The 15984-nt window shown below is 52.3% G+C and carries 13 protein-coding genes and 1 tRNA gene; 2 read left to right on the forward strand and 12 right to left on the reverse strand.

The window, feature by feature from the left end:
* Window positions 1-45 precede the first annotated feature (45 nt).
* Both P771_RS18010 and P771_RS18015 read right to left on the reverse strand, forming a co-directional pair.
* Entirely contained in the window at window positions 46-2139 is a 2094-nt protein-coding gene (locus P771_RS18010; RefSeq protein WP_051617483.1) for a heavy metal translocating P-type ATPase, read from the reverse strand.
* A gap of 15 nt (window positions 2140-2154) precedes the next feature.
* On the reverse strand, window positions 2155-2418 hold the full coding sequence (locus P771_RS18015) for a hypothetical protein (RefSeq protein ID WP_035244808.1): 264 nt from the start codon (window positions 2416-2418) through the stop codon (window positions 2155-2157).
* Between the two features lie 706 nt (window positions 2419-3124).
* Between P771_RS18015 and P771_RS0115555 the strand changes: the two genes are divergently transcribed.
* Window positions 3125-3853: a DUF4198 domain-containing protein gene (locus tag P771_RS0115555; protein WP_028575847.1), complete on the forward strand. Its 729-nt coding sequence runs from the start codon at window positions 3125-3127 to the stop codon at window positions 3851-3853.
* Window positions 3854-3986: 133 nt separating this feature from the next.
* Here P771_RS0115555 and P771_RS0115560 read toward each other — a convergent pair.
* Window positions 3987-4063, reverse strand: a tRNA-Met gene (locus tag P771_RS0115560).
* Between the two features lie 207 nt (window positions 4064-4270).
* On the opposite strand from P771_RS0115560, the gene P771_RS0115565 reads away from it, so the two are divergent.
* Window positions 4271-5695, forward strand: coding sequence for a histidine kinase dimerization/phospho-acceptor domain-containing protein (locus P771_RS0115565; protein WP_028575848.1), 1425 nt, complete (start codon window positions 4271-4273; stop codon window positions 5693-5695).
* Window positions 5696-5771: 76 nt separating this feature from the next.
* On the opposite strand, the gene P771_RS0115570 is transcribed toward P771_RS0115565, so the two are convergent.
* The 9 genes from P771_RS0115570 to hypF form a co-directional block, all read right to left on the reverse strand.
* Window positions 5772-6479, reverse strand: coding sequence for an ABC transporter ATP-binding protein (locus P771_RS0115570; protein ID WP_028575849.1), 708 nt, complete (start codon window positions 6477-6479; stop codon window positions 5772-5774).
* Entirely contained in the window at window positions 6472-7254 is a 783-nt protein-coding gene (locus tag P771_RS0115575; RefSeq protein ID WP_028575850.1) for an ABC transporter ATP-binding protein, read from the reverse strand. Before P771_RS0115575 ends, P771_RS0115570 begins: the two co-directional genes overlap by 8 nt.
* 2 nt (window positions 7255-7256) lie before the next feature.
* On the reverse strand, window positions 7257-8297 hold the full coding sequence (locus P771_RS0115580; protein ID WP_028575851.1) for a branched-chain amino acid ABC transporter permease: 1041 nt from the start codon (window positions 8295-8297) through the stop codon (window positions 7257-7259).
* Between the two features lie 3 nt (window positions 8298-8300).
* On the reverse strand, window positions 8301-9188 hold the full coding sequence (locus P771_RS0115585; protein WP_028575852.1) for a branched-chain amino acid ABC transporter permease: 888 nt from the start codon (window positions 9186-9188) through the stop codon (window positions 8301-8303).
* Between the two features lie 194 nt (window positions 9189-9382).
* Window positions 9383-10537: an ABC transporter substrate-binding protein gene (locus P771_RS0115590; RefSeq protein ID WP_028575853.1), complete on the reverse strand. Its 1155-nt coding sequence runs from the start codon at window positions 10535-10537 to the stop codon at window positions 9383-9385.
* A gap of 185 nt (window positions 10538-10722) precedes the next feature.
* A complete protein-coding gene (locus P771_RS0115595) occupies window positions 10723-11073 on the reverse strand; it encodes a hypothetical protein (RefSeq protein ID WP_028575854.1) in 351 nt (116 codons plus the stop codon).
* A 117-nt stretch (window positions 11074-11190) separates the two neighbouring features.
* Window positions 11191-11790: a DUF8043 domain-containing protein gene (locus P771_RS0115600; protein WP_028575855.1), complete on the reverse strand. Its 600-nt coding sequence runs from the start codon at window positions 11788-11790 to the stop codon at window positions 11191-11193.
* Between the two features lie 219 nt (window positions 11791-12009).
* Window positions 12010-13584, reverse strand: coding sequence for a glycosyltransferase family 9 protein (locus tag P771_RS0115610; protein ID WP_028575856.1), 1575 nt, complete (start codon window positions 13582-13584; stop codon window positions 12010-12012).
* An 84-nt stretch (window positions 13585-13668) separates the two neighbouring features.
* A complete protein-coding gene (gene hypF, locus P771_RS0115615) occupies window positions 13669-15966 on the reverse strand; it encodes a carbamoyltransferase HypF (protein WP_028575857.1) in 2298 nt (765 codons plus the stop codon).
* Window positions 15967-15984 lie beyond the last annotated feature (18 nt).

A 15984-nucleotide genomic window follows, 5' to 3' on the forward strand; every position in this document is an offset into this window, starting at 1 on the left:
GGTCCTCCTGTTGGTTTGCAGGTCAAAAAAAGCATATTGTCCAGATCAGTTCCGCAATCCGGGCATCCATCTCAGAATGCGGCTTTGCAACGGCGTCTTTTCCAGAGGTCTGATGCTGTTCAGGCTGACCAGTACTGTAGTCAGATTATGCAGCATGGCAGAAACAAGGGGAGATATCCTTCCGGCCAGCCCCAGGAAGATCAGGGATGAATTTACCCCGATGATCAGACCGTAGTTTTGTTTTATCCTGGACATGGCCCTGGCAGACATGTTGCGGGCAGTTATTATCCCTTCCAGGCTGGAGTTGGTGAGCAGGATGTCGCAGACCTCCCTGCTCAGGTCTGCCCCGTGCTTCATGGATATGCCCACGTCAGCCTCGGACAGGGCCAGGGAATCGTTCATCCCGTCCCCAACCATGGCTACGGTCCTGCCCTGAGCTTTGAGCTTCCGGATGAACTGAGCCTTGTCCTCGGGCAGAAGGCTGGCCTGGTATCCGTCCAGGTCCAGGGTCCGGTTTATTCTCTGGGCGGTCTGTTCTCCGTCACCGGTGAGAAGATATATCCTGGCCCCGGTCTTCTGTTTCAGTTTCTGAATAAAGGCTTGGGCTCCATCCCGTAAAGGGTCGTCCAAAAGGATCAGGCCGGCCAGCTTTTGACCGACGGATACGTAAAGTACCGAGAGACCGCTTTTAAGATGCCCGTCTATATCATCCTGGTATTTACCAAGATCCACTTGCCCGTGCTTCTCAATGAAGTGTCTGCTGCCCACCATGACTTCCCGGCCTTCCATGGCCGAATGAATCCCGTGAGCCAGGATATTATGCACAGTGGAGTGGTTTTCATGGTGAATGATATTTTCCCGGTCAGCCAGGGCCACCACAGCCGAAGCCACAGGATGGGGAAAGTGTTCTTCCAGACAGGCTGCTATTCTAAGCACCTCTCTGCGTTCAAAACCATTGAAGGCCACAACCTCCAGGGCTTTCGGTCTGGCCCTGGTCAGGGTGCCGGTTTTGTCGAACACAAAGGTATCCACCCGGTTCATTAATTCCAGATACTTCCCCCCTTTGACCGCCACCCCTCTGGTTGAGGATTCGCGCATGGCTGAAAGCATGGTCAATGGTGTGGAGAGTTTTATGGCGCAGGAATAGTCCACCAGAAGAACTGATACAGCCCGGTTGATATTCCTGGTCAGGATGAAGGTGAACAGACTGAGAAAAAGGGTGGCCGGAACGATCTTGTCGGCCAGGTACTCAGCCCGGGCCTGAAGGCCGGATTTGAGCCTTTCCGATTCCTCAATAATCTTCATCAGCTGAAACACCCTGGTCTGGTCTCCGGCCTTGGTGACCTTGACGGTGATTTCACCTTCTTCCAGGACCGTGCCTGCATAAACACTTGCCCCCTGTTTCTTGGAAACTGCCAGGGGTTCACCAGTCATGGTCGACTGGTTGACCATTGCCTGCCCGGAAGCAACTGTCCCGTCAACAGGGATATGCAGTCCGCTGCGAACCACCACCAGGTCTCCAGGGCGGACTTCCTTGATGCTCACTTCCTGTTCTGTTCCGTTCTGCCTGATCCAGACCCGGTCGGTGCAGTACATAAGATCCCTGGCCAGGTTTTCCATGGAACGCTTGCGGGTCCATTGTTCCAGGTATTCTCCCAGTCCCAGGAGGGTGGTGATGATCATTACAGACCGGTAGTCCCTTCTGAACAGGGATATGCCTATGGCCAGGGAATCAAGCAGGTTAAGGTCGGCCCGCCCTTTGCGCAGGGATTCAAGACCCCGGACCAGAAAAGGCCGGGCCCGGTTAAAGGACATGAGAAAGCGAACCCAGGGAGGCAGGAACCTTCTGAAAAGAAAGAAAAGAGAAACAATAGACTTAGGCCTGGATCCGGCTTTGCTATCCCTGGCTGCGGTCTCTGAGCCCTGAACTGCGCACTCCGGGCTTGTATCTTTTCCAGACACGCTGGAATCCCGGTAAAAAACCAGAATGCTTCCGGTGCGTCTGGAGAAGACGACTTTATGTACCCCGGCCTGGTTTTGGACTGCGTGGACAATGCGCTCAAAATCCTTGTCCATGGGGTCGGCCCTGAACCTGATTCTGCCCGGCAGCTGGTGGACTATGCGTAGACTGGACGACAAGGGCATGCTCCTGGATTACTTTTCTGAAGCAGGATCAGCTGAGCCTGCTTCCTTGATTCCTTCCCGGGAATGCCTGGCTTCAGCCACCATGTCTTCGACATTTTCCCTGGCCCGCTCAACAGAAGTCATGACCCGGTCCTTAAAGGTCATGCCCTGGGATACAGCTTCAACTGCAGCCCTGCGGACCTTGCCCTGAGGGTCTTCCATCAGTTTAGAACCAAGATAGCCCAGGACAAGGCCTGCACCAAACCAGATTGCTCCTCGACCGAATTCACTCATGATCAACCTCCATTTTTCAATAAATTAGATGAACTTCATTATCATTATCTCTTGCACGGGGTGTTTGTCAATTGATATTCAGAAAACATTCTGCCATGGAGGGACGATCCAGCAGCAGAGGCAACTGCCAGGACTAATCCATAATTCTGGGTTGGGTTATACTCAGAAGTAATGGTTACTGGCTGTGACACCCTCAGAAGACCAGCATTATCCTGAACAGCTCAGCTTGCCAGTCATGGCCGGTCCAGTGTTATCTTTAGCAGTCTTAATTTTGCAGCTAAAGCTCCGGGCTGTCTTCAGCCAGTAAACTGGAAAGGCCCTGTAAAAGCTTCCTTCAGGCAAGGATGGCTGAAAAATATCTGAGGAGCACTGAGCAATGTGCTTTAAGACTTTCATCGGTTTGTAAAGAGGCATATCATCCATGGCCGGGTCAGGGTCAGAATCTTTCAGCTGGATCTGCAGAAAATAAAAACATGCCATGATGCTGAAAATTATTTTCAAAATAATTATTGACAGAGATGCACTTTTTCAGCTACCTGATTGTCGTTCTCAAATTCAAATGTTCCTCGGGGCAGCCCAGATTTTTTATCTGTTTCAGCAGGGGCATTGAAAATGATTCTGTGTTTCATGTTTTTTTAAGGCATTTATTTGAAAATTGGAGGGAAAGAGCTTTGCTGTCTTTTCTTCCCTAAAAAGGAGGTTTTTGATGAAAAAAGGTATTATTGTTCTGGCCCTGGCCGCCAATCTGGTATTGATGAGTGCTGTCAGCGCCCTGGCCCATTGCATCTGGGCCGAGGTCCCGACCAGGGTGGATGTGGGGCAGGAATTCGGGATAACCGCTTTTTATGCAGATCCTGATGATCCCCTGGATGAAAGGGATCTGACCAATCTTAATCTTTATGTATTCAAACCCAATGGTCAGACCGTAGAAATTCCCCTGGAAGAGAAAGCCGCCCATTATGAGGCAGTGGCCAAGCTGACCAATGCCGGGCAGCACTTGTTCGTGCTGGAGCGGGATCCCAACAGACACAGATTGACGGAAATCAGGGATTTCAGCAAGGCTGTGACCTGGGCTGGCCAGCAGGGCTCAATCCTTCATGATCCGGTCGGGATTCCCCTGGAAATCAATCCTGTGGAAGTTGTGGAACTGGACAACGGCCAGGTGGAAATGACCGTCCAGGTACTGTATAATGGAAATCCTGTAGGTGGTGGTGAAATAGAGGTCTTTAAATCCGTTGATCCGACCTCATTTTTATATGAGGAGATTGCCGAACTTGATGTACCGGCTACCGGCACGGTCAGCCTGGTTCTTGATCCGTCCCGCAAATACGTCTTTGAAACCGACCACAGGGTCCCGGCCAGGGAAATATCCGGTACCGGCATGGCCATTACTGAGGTCCGGTTCCGCTCCACTCTTTTTGTTGGAGCCAACTAGCTCACCCTCCTATTCATTCACCCGGGAGAAATGTTCTTTTTCTCCCGGGTGTTTTTTCAGGTCACCCCCTGGACAGCAGGCTGTCAAAACAAAAAAGGCTTAGAAGTAGTTTCTTCTAAGCCTTTATTTTTATTGGTAGCGGGGACCGGATTTGAACCGATGACCTTCGGGTTATGAGCCCGACGAGCTACCATACTGCTCCACCCCGCATCAAGGAATTTGTATTCATAGTACTCTGTCTATTCCATGTCAATGTTTATTTTCAGAAAATTGTTTTCAGGTTGAGTTAGGACATTAAAAGCTGCATTTCCAGGGTGATAGCTTAAAGCAGATGATTCCATGGTCACAAATTCTTGCTCTAAGTCGAATCTTTTACTATCTGCAAATTTACATCAATTGATTTGCAGGGTGTTTAACGTGAAGTATAAAATTGGCCTTATCGGGCCGGGCAAACTCCTCAGCCATGTAGTTGGAAAACTGGGCAGAAGCATGCCGGAATCTTCCGGAAAGGTGACCGGGGTGTGCATAACCGACCAGGAGGTTTTTGAGCATGGGGTTCCTGCTTATTCTCAGTGGAGGGACCTGGTAAAAAACATCAGCCCGGATTATGTGATGGTTTTAACCAGGGATCAGGAACTGAGGGCGGATATCCGGCAAAACCTGCCTGGCCACATTGACCTGGCTGAGGAACTTCCGGGCAAGCTGGGAACAGTGAACATGATTACCATGGCAGTGTTGAAAAAAAAGGTCGAGAAGAAGAAACGCTTTTTGACAAGCATGGTGGAGGCTTTTCCCTTTGCAGCCGTCATCTTCAACAGGTTCGGAGTGGTCTCGCACTGGAACAGCGGGTGTGAGGACCTGACCGGGGTAAAAGCTGAAGATGTGGTTGGCAGTCAGGATGTCGGCAGGGCCTTTTACGACCATGAACGGCCATTGATCGGTCAGATGCTGTTAAAGGATTACTCATCCTCCCAGTACAGGCGTTTTTTCCCATCCCCTGATCTGGACATCGACCTTGATCAAGGATCAGTGGTGGTCAAAGGTTTCATGGGATACAGGGGCAAGATCCAGGGATACTACCAGGTGACCGCCCAGAAGATCGTGCTGGATGGGCAGGTCATCGGAGCAATAGAACTTATCCAGGATCTCAACGCCCTGACATTTCTGCAGGAAGAAGCCGCCAGGAAGCAGGCAGCCCTGCACAGCATAGTCAATCACCTGCCATTTCCCATGGTCCAGACCACATTGCAGGGAAGTGTGATCTTTATCAACAAGACCGCCCTGGATTTTCTGGGTGAAATGTCCGGAGCCGACCCTCAGGATTTGCCTCTGAATATCTTCAAGGTCTATCCTGAGCTGGAGAATGAGTTTTCATCATTTCTAAGGGGACTGGCTAAGGAAAAAGATGACCTTTATCATCAGGAAAGGCAGCACAGCAAGATCATCTACAGAGAAGGATCCAGCCTGGATGTGACCTGTCTCAGTCCGCCCGGCCAGAGCAGTGAACTGATCTGGATCATCCGCAATGTTTCCCATAAGGAAAGAGAGTCCCAGCTGAATACAGCTCTGGCCATGGTCGGAACCATCAGCCACGAACTGTCTCAGCCCCTGACAGCCATTATTAATTCGTCTCAACTGCTGTCCAGAACAAAGCCTGAGGATGTGGAGCGGGCCAGGAGACATCAAAAAATTATTAATGAACAGGGTGAGAGGCTGTTTGGAATATATAGAAAGCTTCAGAATATAACTCAGGTCCGGATGCAGAAATATCTGGACACCCAGATTCTTGACCTGGACGAGTCAGCCGAAGAAATGAGGGCTGTTGAGGACAAAAAGAAATGAGGAATTACTGAATCTTCAGAAAAGCCGGTTCTAAAACAGCCTTGACCGGGTCAGGCCGGTTTTTCAGGAAAGGCAGCTAATCCATCCCCAGGTAAGCCTCCTGGACACTGGGGTTTTCCATGAGTTCCTTTGCAGTTCCCTGCAAGATGATTTTTCCGGTTTCCAGAACATAGCCTTTGTGGGCGGTCTGCAGGGCCATCTGGGCGTTCTGCTCCACCAGAAGGATGGTGGTGCCCTGGGAATTGATCCTGGTTATGACTTCAAAGATATTTTCCACCACAATGGGAGCCAGGCCCAGAGACGGCTCATCCAGCAGCAGGAGCTTTGGCCTGGCCATGAGGGCCCTGGCAATGGCCAGCATCTGCTGCTCGCCGCCGGAAAGGGTTCCTCCGGCCTGTTTTCTGCGTTCCCCCAGAATGGGGAAGAGTTCAAAGGCGTGTTTTTCGTCCAGCTTTATGCCTTTGCGGTCTTTTCTCAGATAAGCGCCCATAAGCAGGTTTTCATAAACAGTGAGTCTGGGAAAAATCATTCTTCCTTCAGGGACCTGGGTGATGCCCATGGAAACTATACCATCGGTGGGTGCATTGGTAATCTCCTGACCCTGGAAAAAGATCCTGCCCTGCCTGGGTCTGGTGATTCCGCTGATGCTCATAAGGGTGGTGGACTTGCCTGCCCCGTTGGACCCGATGAGAGTAACGATTTCACCCTGTTTTACCTCCAGGCTCAGGCCCTTGATGGCGTGAATGTTCCCATAATAAGTGTGAATGTCTTCAACCTTAAGCATCAGCAGCTCCCCGGCCCAGATAGGCCTCAATGACCTTGGGGTTTTCCCTGATTTCCCTGGGACCCCCCTGGGCGATCTTTATCCCGTGATCCAGAACCACCAGCCGTTTACAGATGGTCATCACCAGTTTCATATCATGTTCAATAAGGATGACGGTTATTCCAAGATCAGAAATCCGGTGGATCAGTTCTGTCAGAGCCCTGGTTTCTTTGGGGTTCATCCCGGCGGCCGGTTCATCCAGAAGGAGAAGTCTTGGCTCGGTGGCCAGGGATCTGGCAATTTCCAGCTTGCGCTGGAACCCGTAGGACAGACTGGCAGCCGGATAAAAAGCAAATTTTTCCAGACCGACAAACTTGAGCCACTCCATGGACTGATCAACAATTTCCTGTTCTTCCTGCTTCTGGGATCTGGTCCGGAACACTGAACCGAAAAAATTGGCCTTGGTCCGGCAGTGGCGACCGATGCGCACATTGTCCAGCACAGTCAGGGCTGAAAAGAGCCGGATATTCTGAAAAGTTCTGGCTACGCCCAGATAAGTCATTTTTTCCGGTTTATAGCCGTTTATCCGGATGTTCTTATCTTCCACCTGGAAGTGCATGTTCCCGGAAGTGGGTTTGAGCACCCCGGAAATGCAGTTGAACATGGTGCTTTTACCGGCCCCGTTGGGACCGATAAGACCCAGGATTTCACGGTGTTTTACATGAAAGCTCACGTCGGCCAGGGCCAGGAGCCCGCCAAAGCGCATGGTCAGACTGTCAATATCCAGAATATTCATTATCAGGAAGAACCAAGCTCTTTTTTAAGTTTTATCAGCATGGGGTTTTTCAAAGAAGTTGTTGCAATGCTCGGAAAGAATCCGGCCGGCTTGAAGCGCATCATCAGGACCATGATCAGTCCGTAGGCCAGAAACCTGGTCTCAGCCGGCAGGCCAAGGGTGGGCAGGACCATCCTGAGCACTTCACCCAGAGCGATGAGCACGGCCGCTCCCACCAGACTGCCTTTGAAGTTGCCCAGGCCTCCCAGGACCACCATGCACAGGACCAGAAACGACTCCCAGAATTTAAACATGTCTGGAGAGAGGAACATGGTCCACCTGGCCAGAAATGCTCCGCCTACAGCCCCAATGGCAGCGGAGATGGCAAAGCCGATGACCTTGTAGGTCAGGAGGTTGACGCCGCAGCTGGAGGCAGCAATGGGGTCTTCCCTGATGGCGAACCAGGCCCTGCCCAGCCGGGAGTCTTCCATGCGTCCCATGATGATGTAGACCAGAAGGACCATGAATATGCCCAGATAGAAATAAGGCCTGAGTCCGAAAAATTCCCAGTACCAGTCCCATTCAGGGTTGATGAGCCTGGACAGCCATGAGAGGTCGATACTGACCGGAGCAATACCTGGAAGTCCCAGAGGTCCCCGGGTCAGCCAGATTTCATTGGTCAGGAATAAAACCACAAGTTCTGAAAAACCGAATGTGACTATGGCGAAATAGTCACCGGTGAGACGCAGGGTGGGTGCGCCCAGCAGAACTCCCCATATGGCCCCGTTGAGGGCGGCCAGGGGGACAATGACCCAGAAGGACAGGCCGAAATGAATAGTCAGTAATCCGGCTGTATAGGCCCCTATACCGTAAAAGCCCACATAGCCCAGGTCCAGAAGCCCGCAAAAGCCCGGAACGATGTTCAGACCCATGGCCAGGACCATGTAGACCATGATCAGGACCATTACGTGCAGAACATACTCGCTGGCAAAGGCAAAGAGCGGATAGGAGAGGACAGCAGCCAGAACCAGGTATTTGATGGCGGTTTTAAGGTTGATGTTCATGGATCAGACCTTTTCCACTGTTGATTTCCCAAGAATACCCGATGGCCTGAAAATTATCACGGCGATCATTACAGCATAGGCTATGCCGTCCCGGTAAAGGGAGGAGATATAGCCGGCCCCCAGGGCTTCGGCTATTCCCAGGACTATCCCTCCGATCATGGCCCCGGGGACCGATCCAATGCCGCCCAGGACAGCTGCGGCAAAGGCTTTTACCCCGGCTACATAGCCCATGGTAGGATAGAGGGTATTGTAATAGATGGCCACCATGATCCCAGCCACAGCACCCATGCTTGATCCCAAGGCAAAGGTGAAGGAAATGACCCGGTTGACATTGATTCCCATGAGGGCGGCACCGGTCCTGTTCTGGGACAGGGCCCGCATGGCCGTACCGACCCTGGTTTTGTTGATGATGAAAAATAGGACCAGCATCAGGGTGGAAGCCAGAACAAATATGGACAGCTGCATCCAGCTCACATTGGCATTGCCTATACTGAAGGCGGTGGTGCGCAGAAACGAGGGCAGAGCATCCTGGACAAAGGGCCTGGGTCTGCTGCCCCAGATTATCATGGCCAGATTCTGGAGAAAGATGGACATGCCTATGGCGGTTATCAGGGCGGCCAGCCTGGGTGACTGGCGCAAGGGGCGATAGGCAAAGATGTCTAAAAGGACTCCGATCAGGGCGCAGCAGGCCATGGTCAGAACAATGACCACATAGAGGGGCAAGCCAAAGACAGTAATAAAGGTGACGGCCAGAAAGGCGGCCAGCATGAATATTTCCCCGTGGGCAAAGTTGATGAGCTGGATCACACCGTAAACCATGGTGTAGCCCACAGCAATGAGGGCATAGATCATGCCCAGGGTCAGGCCGTTGATGAGTTGTTGTTCAAGCAAGGGATCATCCTTGGTCAGGTGAGCCGATATGGTATTGATGAAGGTTTAGAAAAAATGATTCAGCCACAGCTATCTTCAAGTCCGGCAGCCAGGTCCGCCGAATCAGTCGACAATGGTCAGTACATCCATAAAACAAGGCAGGCCGGACTTTTGTCCAGTCTGCCTTGTTTGTCAAGTAGTAATGAGTTCAATGCTTAATCAAGCTGAATCGGCGCAGCAACAAACTGTCCATCCTGGACTTTTTTGACAAAAGCGGGCTTGAGGGAGTCTCCTTTTTCATTGAAATAGGTCAGCCCGGCGATGCCGTGGTATCCCTTTTCAGGAGAGTTCATGGAAGCCAGGTACTCCCTGATCTTGGCCCGGTCTGCCCCGGCCTCGGCAATGGCCTGCAGAAGAATCCCTGCTGCATCGTAGGCATTGGCGCTCATCCAGTCCACTTCACGGTCAAAGCGTTCCCTGAAGTTCTGGAGAAAGGCCTCAGCTTCGCCTTCAGCCACGTCAGGCAAAAATGGTACAGTCAGGTAGGTGTTTTCAGCGGATGATCCGGCCAGGCTGATGTAATCGGCATTGTCAAAGCCGTCGGCTCCGAATTTGGCCACTTTCATGCCCAGGTTGTCGGCCTGCCCGGCAATGAGAGCGCCTTCAGGGTAGTATCCGGAGATGAACAGGCCATCGGGATTGCTGCCGCGAAGTCTGGTCAGCTGAGGATTAAAGTCTGAAGCTCCCTTGATATATGCTTCCTGGCCCACGATATTCAGGCCCAGTTCCCTGGCCTTGTTGACAAAGGCGTCCTTGAGTCCGATGCCATAGTCGTTGTTTTCATAAAATACAGCAATGTTCTGCAGTTCAAGGACTTCATTGACGTACCTGGCCAGGAATTCTCCCTGGTAGTCGTCACGGTAGACAACCCGGAAGGCCCAGGTATTGCCGTTGCGGTCCTTGCTCTGGTCACTGATGGCCACGCTGGTGGCAGTGGGGGAGATGACCGGAACGCCCTGACGCAGATATGTGGGCAGGGCAGCCAGATGGGCAGATGAGCAGAGATGGCCTACCACGCCGACAATATTCCTGTTCTGGGCAATGCGCGAGGAAACAGTGGCAGCCTCCCTGGGCTCACACTGTTCGTCCATCCACTCCACCTGGATCTGCTGACCGTTGATTCCGCCCTGGGCGTTGATTTCCTCGACTTTAAGGGTGACTCCGGCTCTTACGTTGTCGCCGTAGGCGGCCAGGGCACCTGTAAACGGTGAAGCCACCGCAATCCTGATGGTCTGGGCCATGGACGGCGAGCTCAAAAAAAGCACAAGCAAAAAGGCCGTCACAGCCTTGAACCAATTTTTACCACTCATTTCAACCTCCTGAGAAAAAGTTGTACTTAAAAAGAATTAAGAAGCCGGACAAGACACATTTTTGTCAAGAGGTTATTGTAAAGAAGACAGGTCTGTTAATCAAGACCTGACAGGTAAAAAATTTAAGCAGGGATATAAGGGGGATGAAATCCGGGGGAAGCCAATGGTTCCCCCGGCACTAAAGGTCAGCCTTTTTTATTGAGGTATGAACTGAACATGGGGGTGATGGATGAGCATTTTTTGTAGCCGGTCAATCTCTGGTTTTCGCCTTTGACCCTTTTTAATTCTTCCCTGAGGGTTCCGTGCAGTTTTCTGGCTGAGTCAGTCAGCTGAAACTGCATTTTCTGCAGCTTCTTCAGTTTTTCAGTAAACTGCTCAGGCCGGGCCGAGGAGCTGGAAGAAAAAAGCTCGTCAAATATTTTTGCCCGTTCTTCAGCCAGTTCATGGGCCTGTTCAATGTCTTCCTCCTCAAGGCTGGCCAGTTCTCTGCAGCTTAAATCATAGGCCAGGTCGAGTCGGGCTGATGCGTTGTTCATGGGATCTCCTTCCAGGGATTTCTTAATGGGTGGCTGAGTAGTTGGGCTGTCCTGGCAGGACAGGACCCGGACCAGTGGGTTTGAGTCCCTTTTGCTTAAGGGCTGGTCCTGTTTTTTTCAGGCTACCCCCCGCAGTTCTTCCCTTATTTCAGAAACGATTTTTTTCCAGTTTTCAACCAGGGGCAGGAATTCATACTCAATGAGATCGGACAGGAGGATCCAGTCCTCGTTTTCCTGGACCTCGATCATTTCGGTGAACAGCTCGGAAAGCCTTTCCACGCCTTTTTCCATACGCTGGTTATTTTTCAGCTGAAATTCCTCTTTGAGTACGCTGACCATGCCCATGAAGTCCCTGGTGACCTCAAGAAGATCCTGGTACATGTCCAGGGCTTCAGCGTCGTCGGCCTGGCGGAAGAATTCAGCAACCTGCTTTCCGCCTTTGGACATGAGGGTTATGACCTTGTAAAGTTCACGGGTGATGTTGATGGCCATGTCCGTGGTGTCCATGGTCCGGATTTCCACCTTGTTTATCTCCCCGGTTTCAAGGTCTTCTGCCTGGTGCGGATAAATTTCTGAAAAGGCCTCGTCATCGACCAGGACGTCGGTGACTATGCGCTTGTTCATCTGGTCCTCTTCCATGACATTGACGAGCAGATCCTCAAGGTTGTTAAAGTTCTTGATGCTGAGATCGCTTGTTTTACCGTCTATTACGATCATTCTGACCTCCTGTAGTCATTGGGCTTAAATTTGATATGGGAAAATTTTGTCTATCCAACAGGGTTTGAAGGGTTTTATACAATATGTGTGCCAGGATTATTTAGCCAGACATCCTGAACATGTTTGAACAGGGAAAAGACTTTCAGCCGGATGCAGGGCAGGATGGCAGCAGTCCCGGGTAAGGCTGGGACCGGGATGAACAGCAAAAGAAAATGGTTGTTATGAATGGTTCAGAAAACTTTGCATATTTTCCAGGAGCAGATGGTAAGCGCGGCAGAGGTCGGCTATCTGGTCCAGGTCGGTTGATGCGGCCTGGCTCTGATAAGTCCAGAGCATGCCCAGAACCGGAAAGTGAGGGCTTTGGGCCAGTTCGCGGCTCAGCTTCTGCCAGGTGGTCAGAAATCTTTTTTTGAGCAGGGAGACAGCCGTTTTTTTCAGGACAGAGGCCTGTTCCATGGCCAGGTTGAGCAGGGGAAGCAGCTCACTGATCCGGGTGGTGACCTCCTGGCAGAAATCCGGTCCGGGTCTCATGGTCTGATCCGGGAAGGTCAGGGGGTGACCATCCAGAAAGAGGCGGTAGAAGTGGCTCTGGACAGCCATCCATCTGGAATAATCATTCCAGGCGGAATCGTTCATGGGCTTTAGCCTGAACCAGCCATCTTTGATGGAGGTTTCCCGGATCCTGGCCTGATCTGTTGCAAGGCATGGCCATTTTTTTTCCAGCCTGAACCGGTTCAGTATCCTGAAAACCAGATCCGCTGAGATGGTCTGTCTGCAGGCCAGGTCATTCTGGCACTGGTGGGAAAAAGAGCAGGGATGGCATTTAATCTCCGGCTCCAGACACAGACAGCCGTCCAGATAAGGTCCGGTATCCCAGGGCTGGGCAGTGGCCAGGAAAAAAGAGATGCTTTTGATGCCAAGTCCGGCTGCCAGGTGCAGGGTCCCGGTGTCGTTGGTTACCAAAAGCCCTGTGCAGACCAGGGCGGCAGACAGCTCATCCAGATCGGTGCGTCCGATGAGATTGACCAGAGACTGCTTTGAAAGATCCTGGTATCTGCGGCCAAGATCCTGTTCATTTTCCGAACCCAGAAGAACCGGACAGATGTTCAGCTCCTTTACCAGCCTGTCTCCCAGCCGGGCGAAATTTTTTACTGGCCAGCGCCGCCTGCTGTCGCTGGCTCCCAGCTGAAAAGCCATGTACCCGGAAAAAGAGCGGCTGCCCGATGCCCTGGCAAGATTTTCGGCCATGGCATTGACCAGGCCCGGGTCAGGCTTTTTGACCCTGAGTCTGATCCGGTCCGGGCTGAGATGGGCAGCCCGGACAAACATGTCAGTGACATTAAAGGGGCTGCATCCTCTGTGGGCTGAAGATGCCTGGAGAAAAGCGGCCCAATTGCCGGAATAGCAGCCATAGCCCATTTCATCCAGGAAAAACCCCCGTAATTCGCCGGACCGGACAAGACTGGTCAGGAGCCTGGAGCTGACTGAGGGGGTCAGGTTGACGGCCACGTCAAATTTTTGGCTGGAGATCATCCCCTGGGCCCACCTTTCAAGTTCGGCCACCGCCTTGATCCAGGATGCGTCGGTAAGGGCCAGGATCTTAGCTCCGGGCAGGGGGCGGATGTAGTCTGCATCTTTAAGGAGCCTGGCTGCAGCAGCAAAATTTTCCAGACAGACAAGGTGGGTGGTGTATCCCTGTTTTTTAAGCCAGGTCAAAACCGGCTGGCTCTGGATGAGGTCCCCGAATCTGGTCAGGTTTAGAATAAGGGCTTTTCTGGGGCAGGGTTGATTCATCTCAGGTCTGGATTCCTGGTACAGCTTTTTAAAATATTGTCCGGGCCGGTTAAATACTGTCTGACAGGCCGGACAGCCTCTGGTTTATTTTTTCAGCATTATCCGGCCGTATACGGCCTGGCCCAGGGAAATGCAGGCGTCGCTGGGCGGAAGCAGCCTGTGGGTCAGGACCTTGAACCCCCTGGACTGGAGACCGGTCCATAACAGGTTGTGCAGGGTGATGTTCTGCAGGACCCCGCCACTTAAGCCCAGGGTTTTGATGCCGGTCTGCCGGGCTGCCATGGAAGCCCATTTGCAAATCCCGTGCGCAAGGGAAAGGTGAAAGCGCCGGCTGATTTTCTCCGGACTGGTTCCCGAACGCAGGTCATCAAGGACTCTGGAGAAAAGTCCCAGGGTGTCCAGGACCAGCAGGCCGTCCTGGTCCGAGACTTCCACCGGATAGACGGTTTGATCACTAAAGTCCTGGATCTTTTCCAGGATGATGGCTCCCTGGCCTTCATAATTTATGGATTCCACCAGCCCAAGAAGAGCGCTGACTGCATCAAACAGCCGGCCGCAGCCTGTGGACAGGGGCGCGTTGATGTTCTGGTTGAGCATCTTGCGGACAATAATCTCCTGGTTTTTAAATTTTTTCTGCCAGGGCAGAAAATCCTGGTCCAGGGCTCCCAGCTGATGCAAAAAACTCAAGGCGATGCGCCAAGGCTCTTCAATGGCCTTTTCTCCACCGGGCAGGGCCACCGGAGAGAAAGACCCCAGTCTTTCCATGGAGGGCAGAGTGTTATCCACCACAAGCAGCTCTCCTCCCCACAGGGTCCGGTCCGGGCCTAGTCCTGTGCCGTCAATGGCCAGGCCCAGACAAGGCCCGTCATGCCGGTTTTCAGCCATAACTGAAAAAATATGGGCAAAGTGGTGCTGCAGGGTGAAAACCGGAAGTCCGGACTCATCCCGGGCATATCTGGAGCTCAGGTAATCCGGATGGAGATCACAGACCACTGCCTGGGGCCTGGTTTTAAGGATATCCTGGAAATGGCTGATGGTTTCCAGGAAAAAATCATAGGTTTCAAGATTTTTCAGGTCACCGATGTGCTGGGATACAAAAGCCTGGTCTTTTTTGGTCAGGCAGATGGTGTTTTTGAGCTCCGGTCCGGTTCCCAGGATGGAAGGTCCCTGGCTGGACAAAAAGACCGGAGAAGGAGTGTACCCTCTGGCCCGGCGAAAGAAATGGGTTCCAGCTTGGGATGCGCTCAAAACAGAATCATCACAGCGGATCAGTATATCCCGGTTGTGCAGGAGAAACAGGTCGGCAATGGGCTCCAGCCGGTTCAGGGCCTCCCGGTTGCCCAGGCTGATGGGTTCTGAACTGAAATTGCCCGAGGTCATGACCAGAGCCTGGATCAGGTCACTGGGGGCCAATTCTTTCAGGTGGTAAAAAAGGATCATGTGCAAAGGGGTATAGGGAAGCATGATCCCCAGGGTGCTGGTGTCCGGAGACAAACTGGAACTCAGGACAGTTTCGAACTTCCGGGTCAGGATTATTATGGGCCGGGCCGGGCTGGTCAGAAGTTTTTCCTGTTCCTGATCTATGTGTCCAACTTTCCGGGCAGTATCCAGGTCAGCCACCATCACGGCCAGGGATTTATCCGGCCGGTTTTTTCTTGTGCGCAGCTCCTGAACGCTGTGGTCCTGGCAGGCATCACAGATGAGATGAAATCCCCCCAGGCCTTTGGCTGCCACTATTTTCCCGGCCTGGATGGCCCGGGCAGCCATACTAATGGCCTGATCCCCTTTGACAAGCTGGTTTCCCTGCTTATCAGTAAGCCACACTTCAGGCCCGCACCGGACACAGGCATTGGGCTGGGCATGAAAGCGCCGGTCCATGGGGTCGTTGTATTCGGCCAGACAATCCTGGCACATGGCAAAACAGGCCATGGAGGTCATGGGCCGATCATAGGGTATGGACCTGGTTATGGTCAGTCTGGGGCCGCAATTGGTGCAATTGATGAATGGATAAAGAAACCTTCTGTCCCGGGGATTCAGCAGCTCCTGTTCACAGTCAGGACAGATGGCTGCGTCAGGACTGATGAGGACCTGATGCTCACCCTGACCAGAGCTGGGGGTGATAAAGAAACCTTCTGCACCGGCTGCGGGTTCCAGGTCAATGGTCCTGACATGGGTGATTTCAGCCAGGGGAGGCTGTCTGGTGGTCAGGCTGGACCGGAATTTTTCCAGACTCGGACCTGGTCCCTGGACTTCGATGACAACCCCCAGTTCATTGTTGGAGACCTGGCCGGCAAGCCCGTGTTCCGTGGCCAGACGAAAGACAAAGGGTCTGAATCCTACTCCCTGGACCCGGCCGTTGACAATGAATTTTATTCGTTTCATTCTATATTGTTTGAGCAT

It is taken from the genome of Desulfonatronovibrio hydrogenovorans DSM 9292, from assembly GCF_000686525.1.
Classification (GTDB): Bacteria; Desulfobacterota; Desulfovibrionia; order Desulfovibrionales; family Desulfonatronovibrionaceae; genus Desulfonatronovibrio; species Desulfonatronovibrio hydrogenovorans.

What these genes read in the sequence shown, in the direction of transcription:
- P771_RS18015 (WP_035244808.1), bottom strand. Translation starts at nt 2,418, where the DNA reads ATGAGTGAATTCGGTCGAGGAGCAATCTGGTTTGGTGCAGGCCTTGTC.
- P771_RS0115555 (WP_028575847.1), top strand. Translation starts at nt 3,125, where the DNA reads ATGAAAAAAGGTATTATTGTTCTGGCCCTGGCCGCCAATCTGGTATTG.
- P771_RS0115570 (WP_028575849.1), bottom strand. Translation starts at nt 6,479, where the DNA reads ATGCTTAAGGTTGAAGACATTCACACTTATTATGGGAACATTCACGCC.
- P771_RS0115575 (WP_028575850.1), bottom strand. Translation starts at nt 7,254, where the DNA reads ATGAATATTCTGGATATTGACAGTCTGACCATGCGCTTTGGCGGGCTC.
- P771_RS0115580 (WP_028575851.1), bottom strand. Translation starts at nt 8,297, where the DNA reads ATGAACATCAACCTTAAAACCGCCATCAAATACCTGGTTCTGGCTGCT.
- P771_RS0115590 (WP_028575853.1), bottom strand. Translation starts at nt 10,537, where the DNA reads ATGAGTGGTAAAAATTGGTTCAAGGCTGTGACGGCCTTTTTGCTTGTG.
- P771_RS0115595 (WP_028575854.1), bottom strand. Translation starts at nt 11,073, where the DNA reads ATGAACAACGCATCAGCCCGACTCGACCTGGCCTATGATTTAAGCTGC.
- P771_RS0115600 (WP_028575855.1), bottom strand. Translation starts at nt 11,790, where the DNA reads ATGATCGTAATAGACGGTAAAACAAGCGATCTCAGCATCAAGAACTTT.
- P771_RS0115610 (WP_028575856.1), bottom strand. Translation starts at nt 13,584, where the DNA reads ATGAATCAACCCTGCCCCAGAAAAGCCCTTATTCTAAACCTGACCAGA.
- hypF (WP_028575857.1), bottom strand. Translation starts at nt 15,966, where the DNA reads ATGAAACGAATAAAATTCATTGTCAACGGCCGGGTCCAGGGAGTAGGA.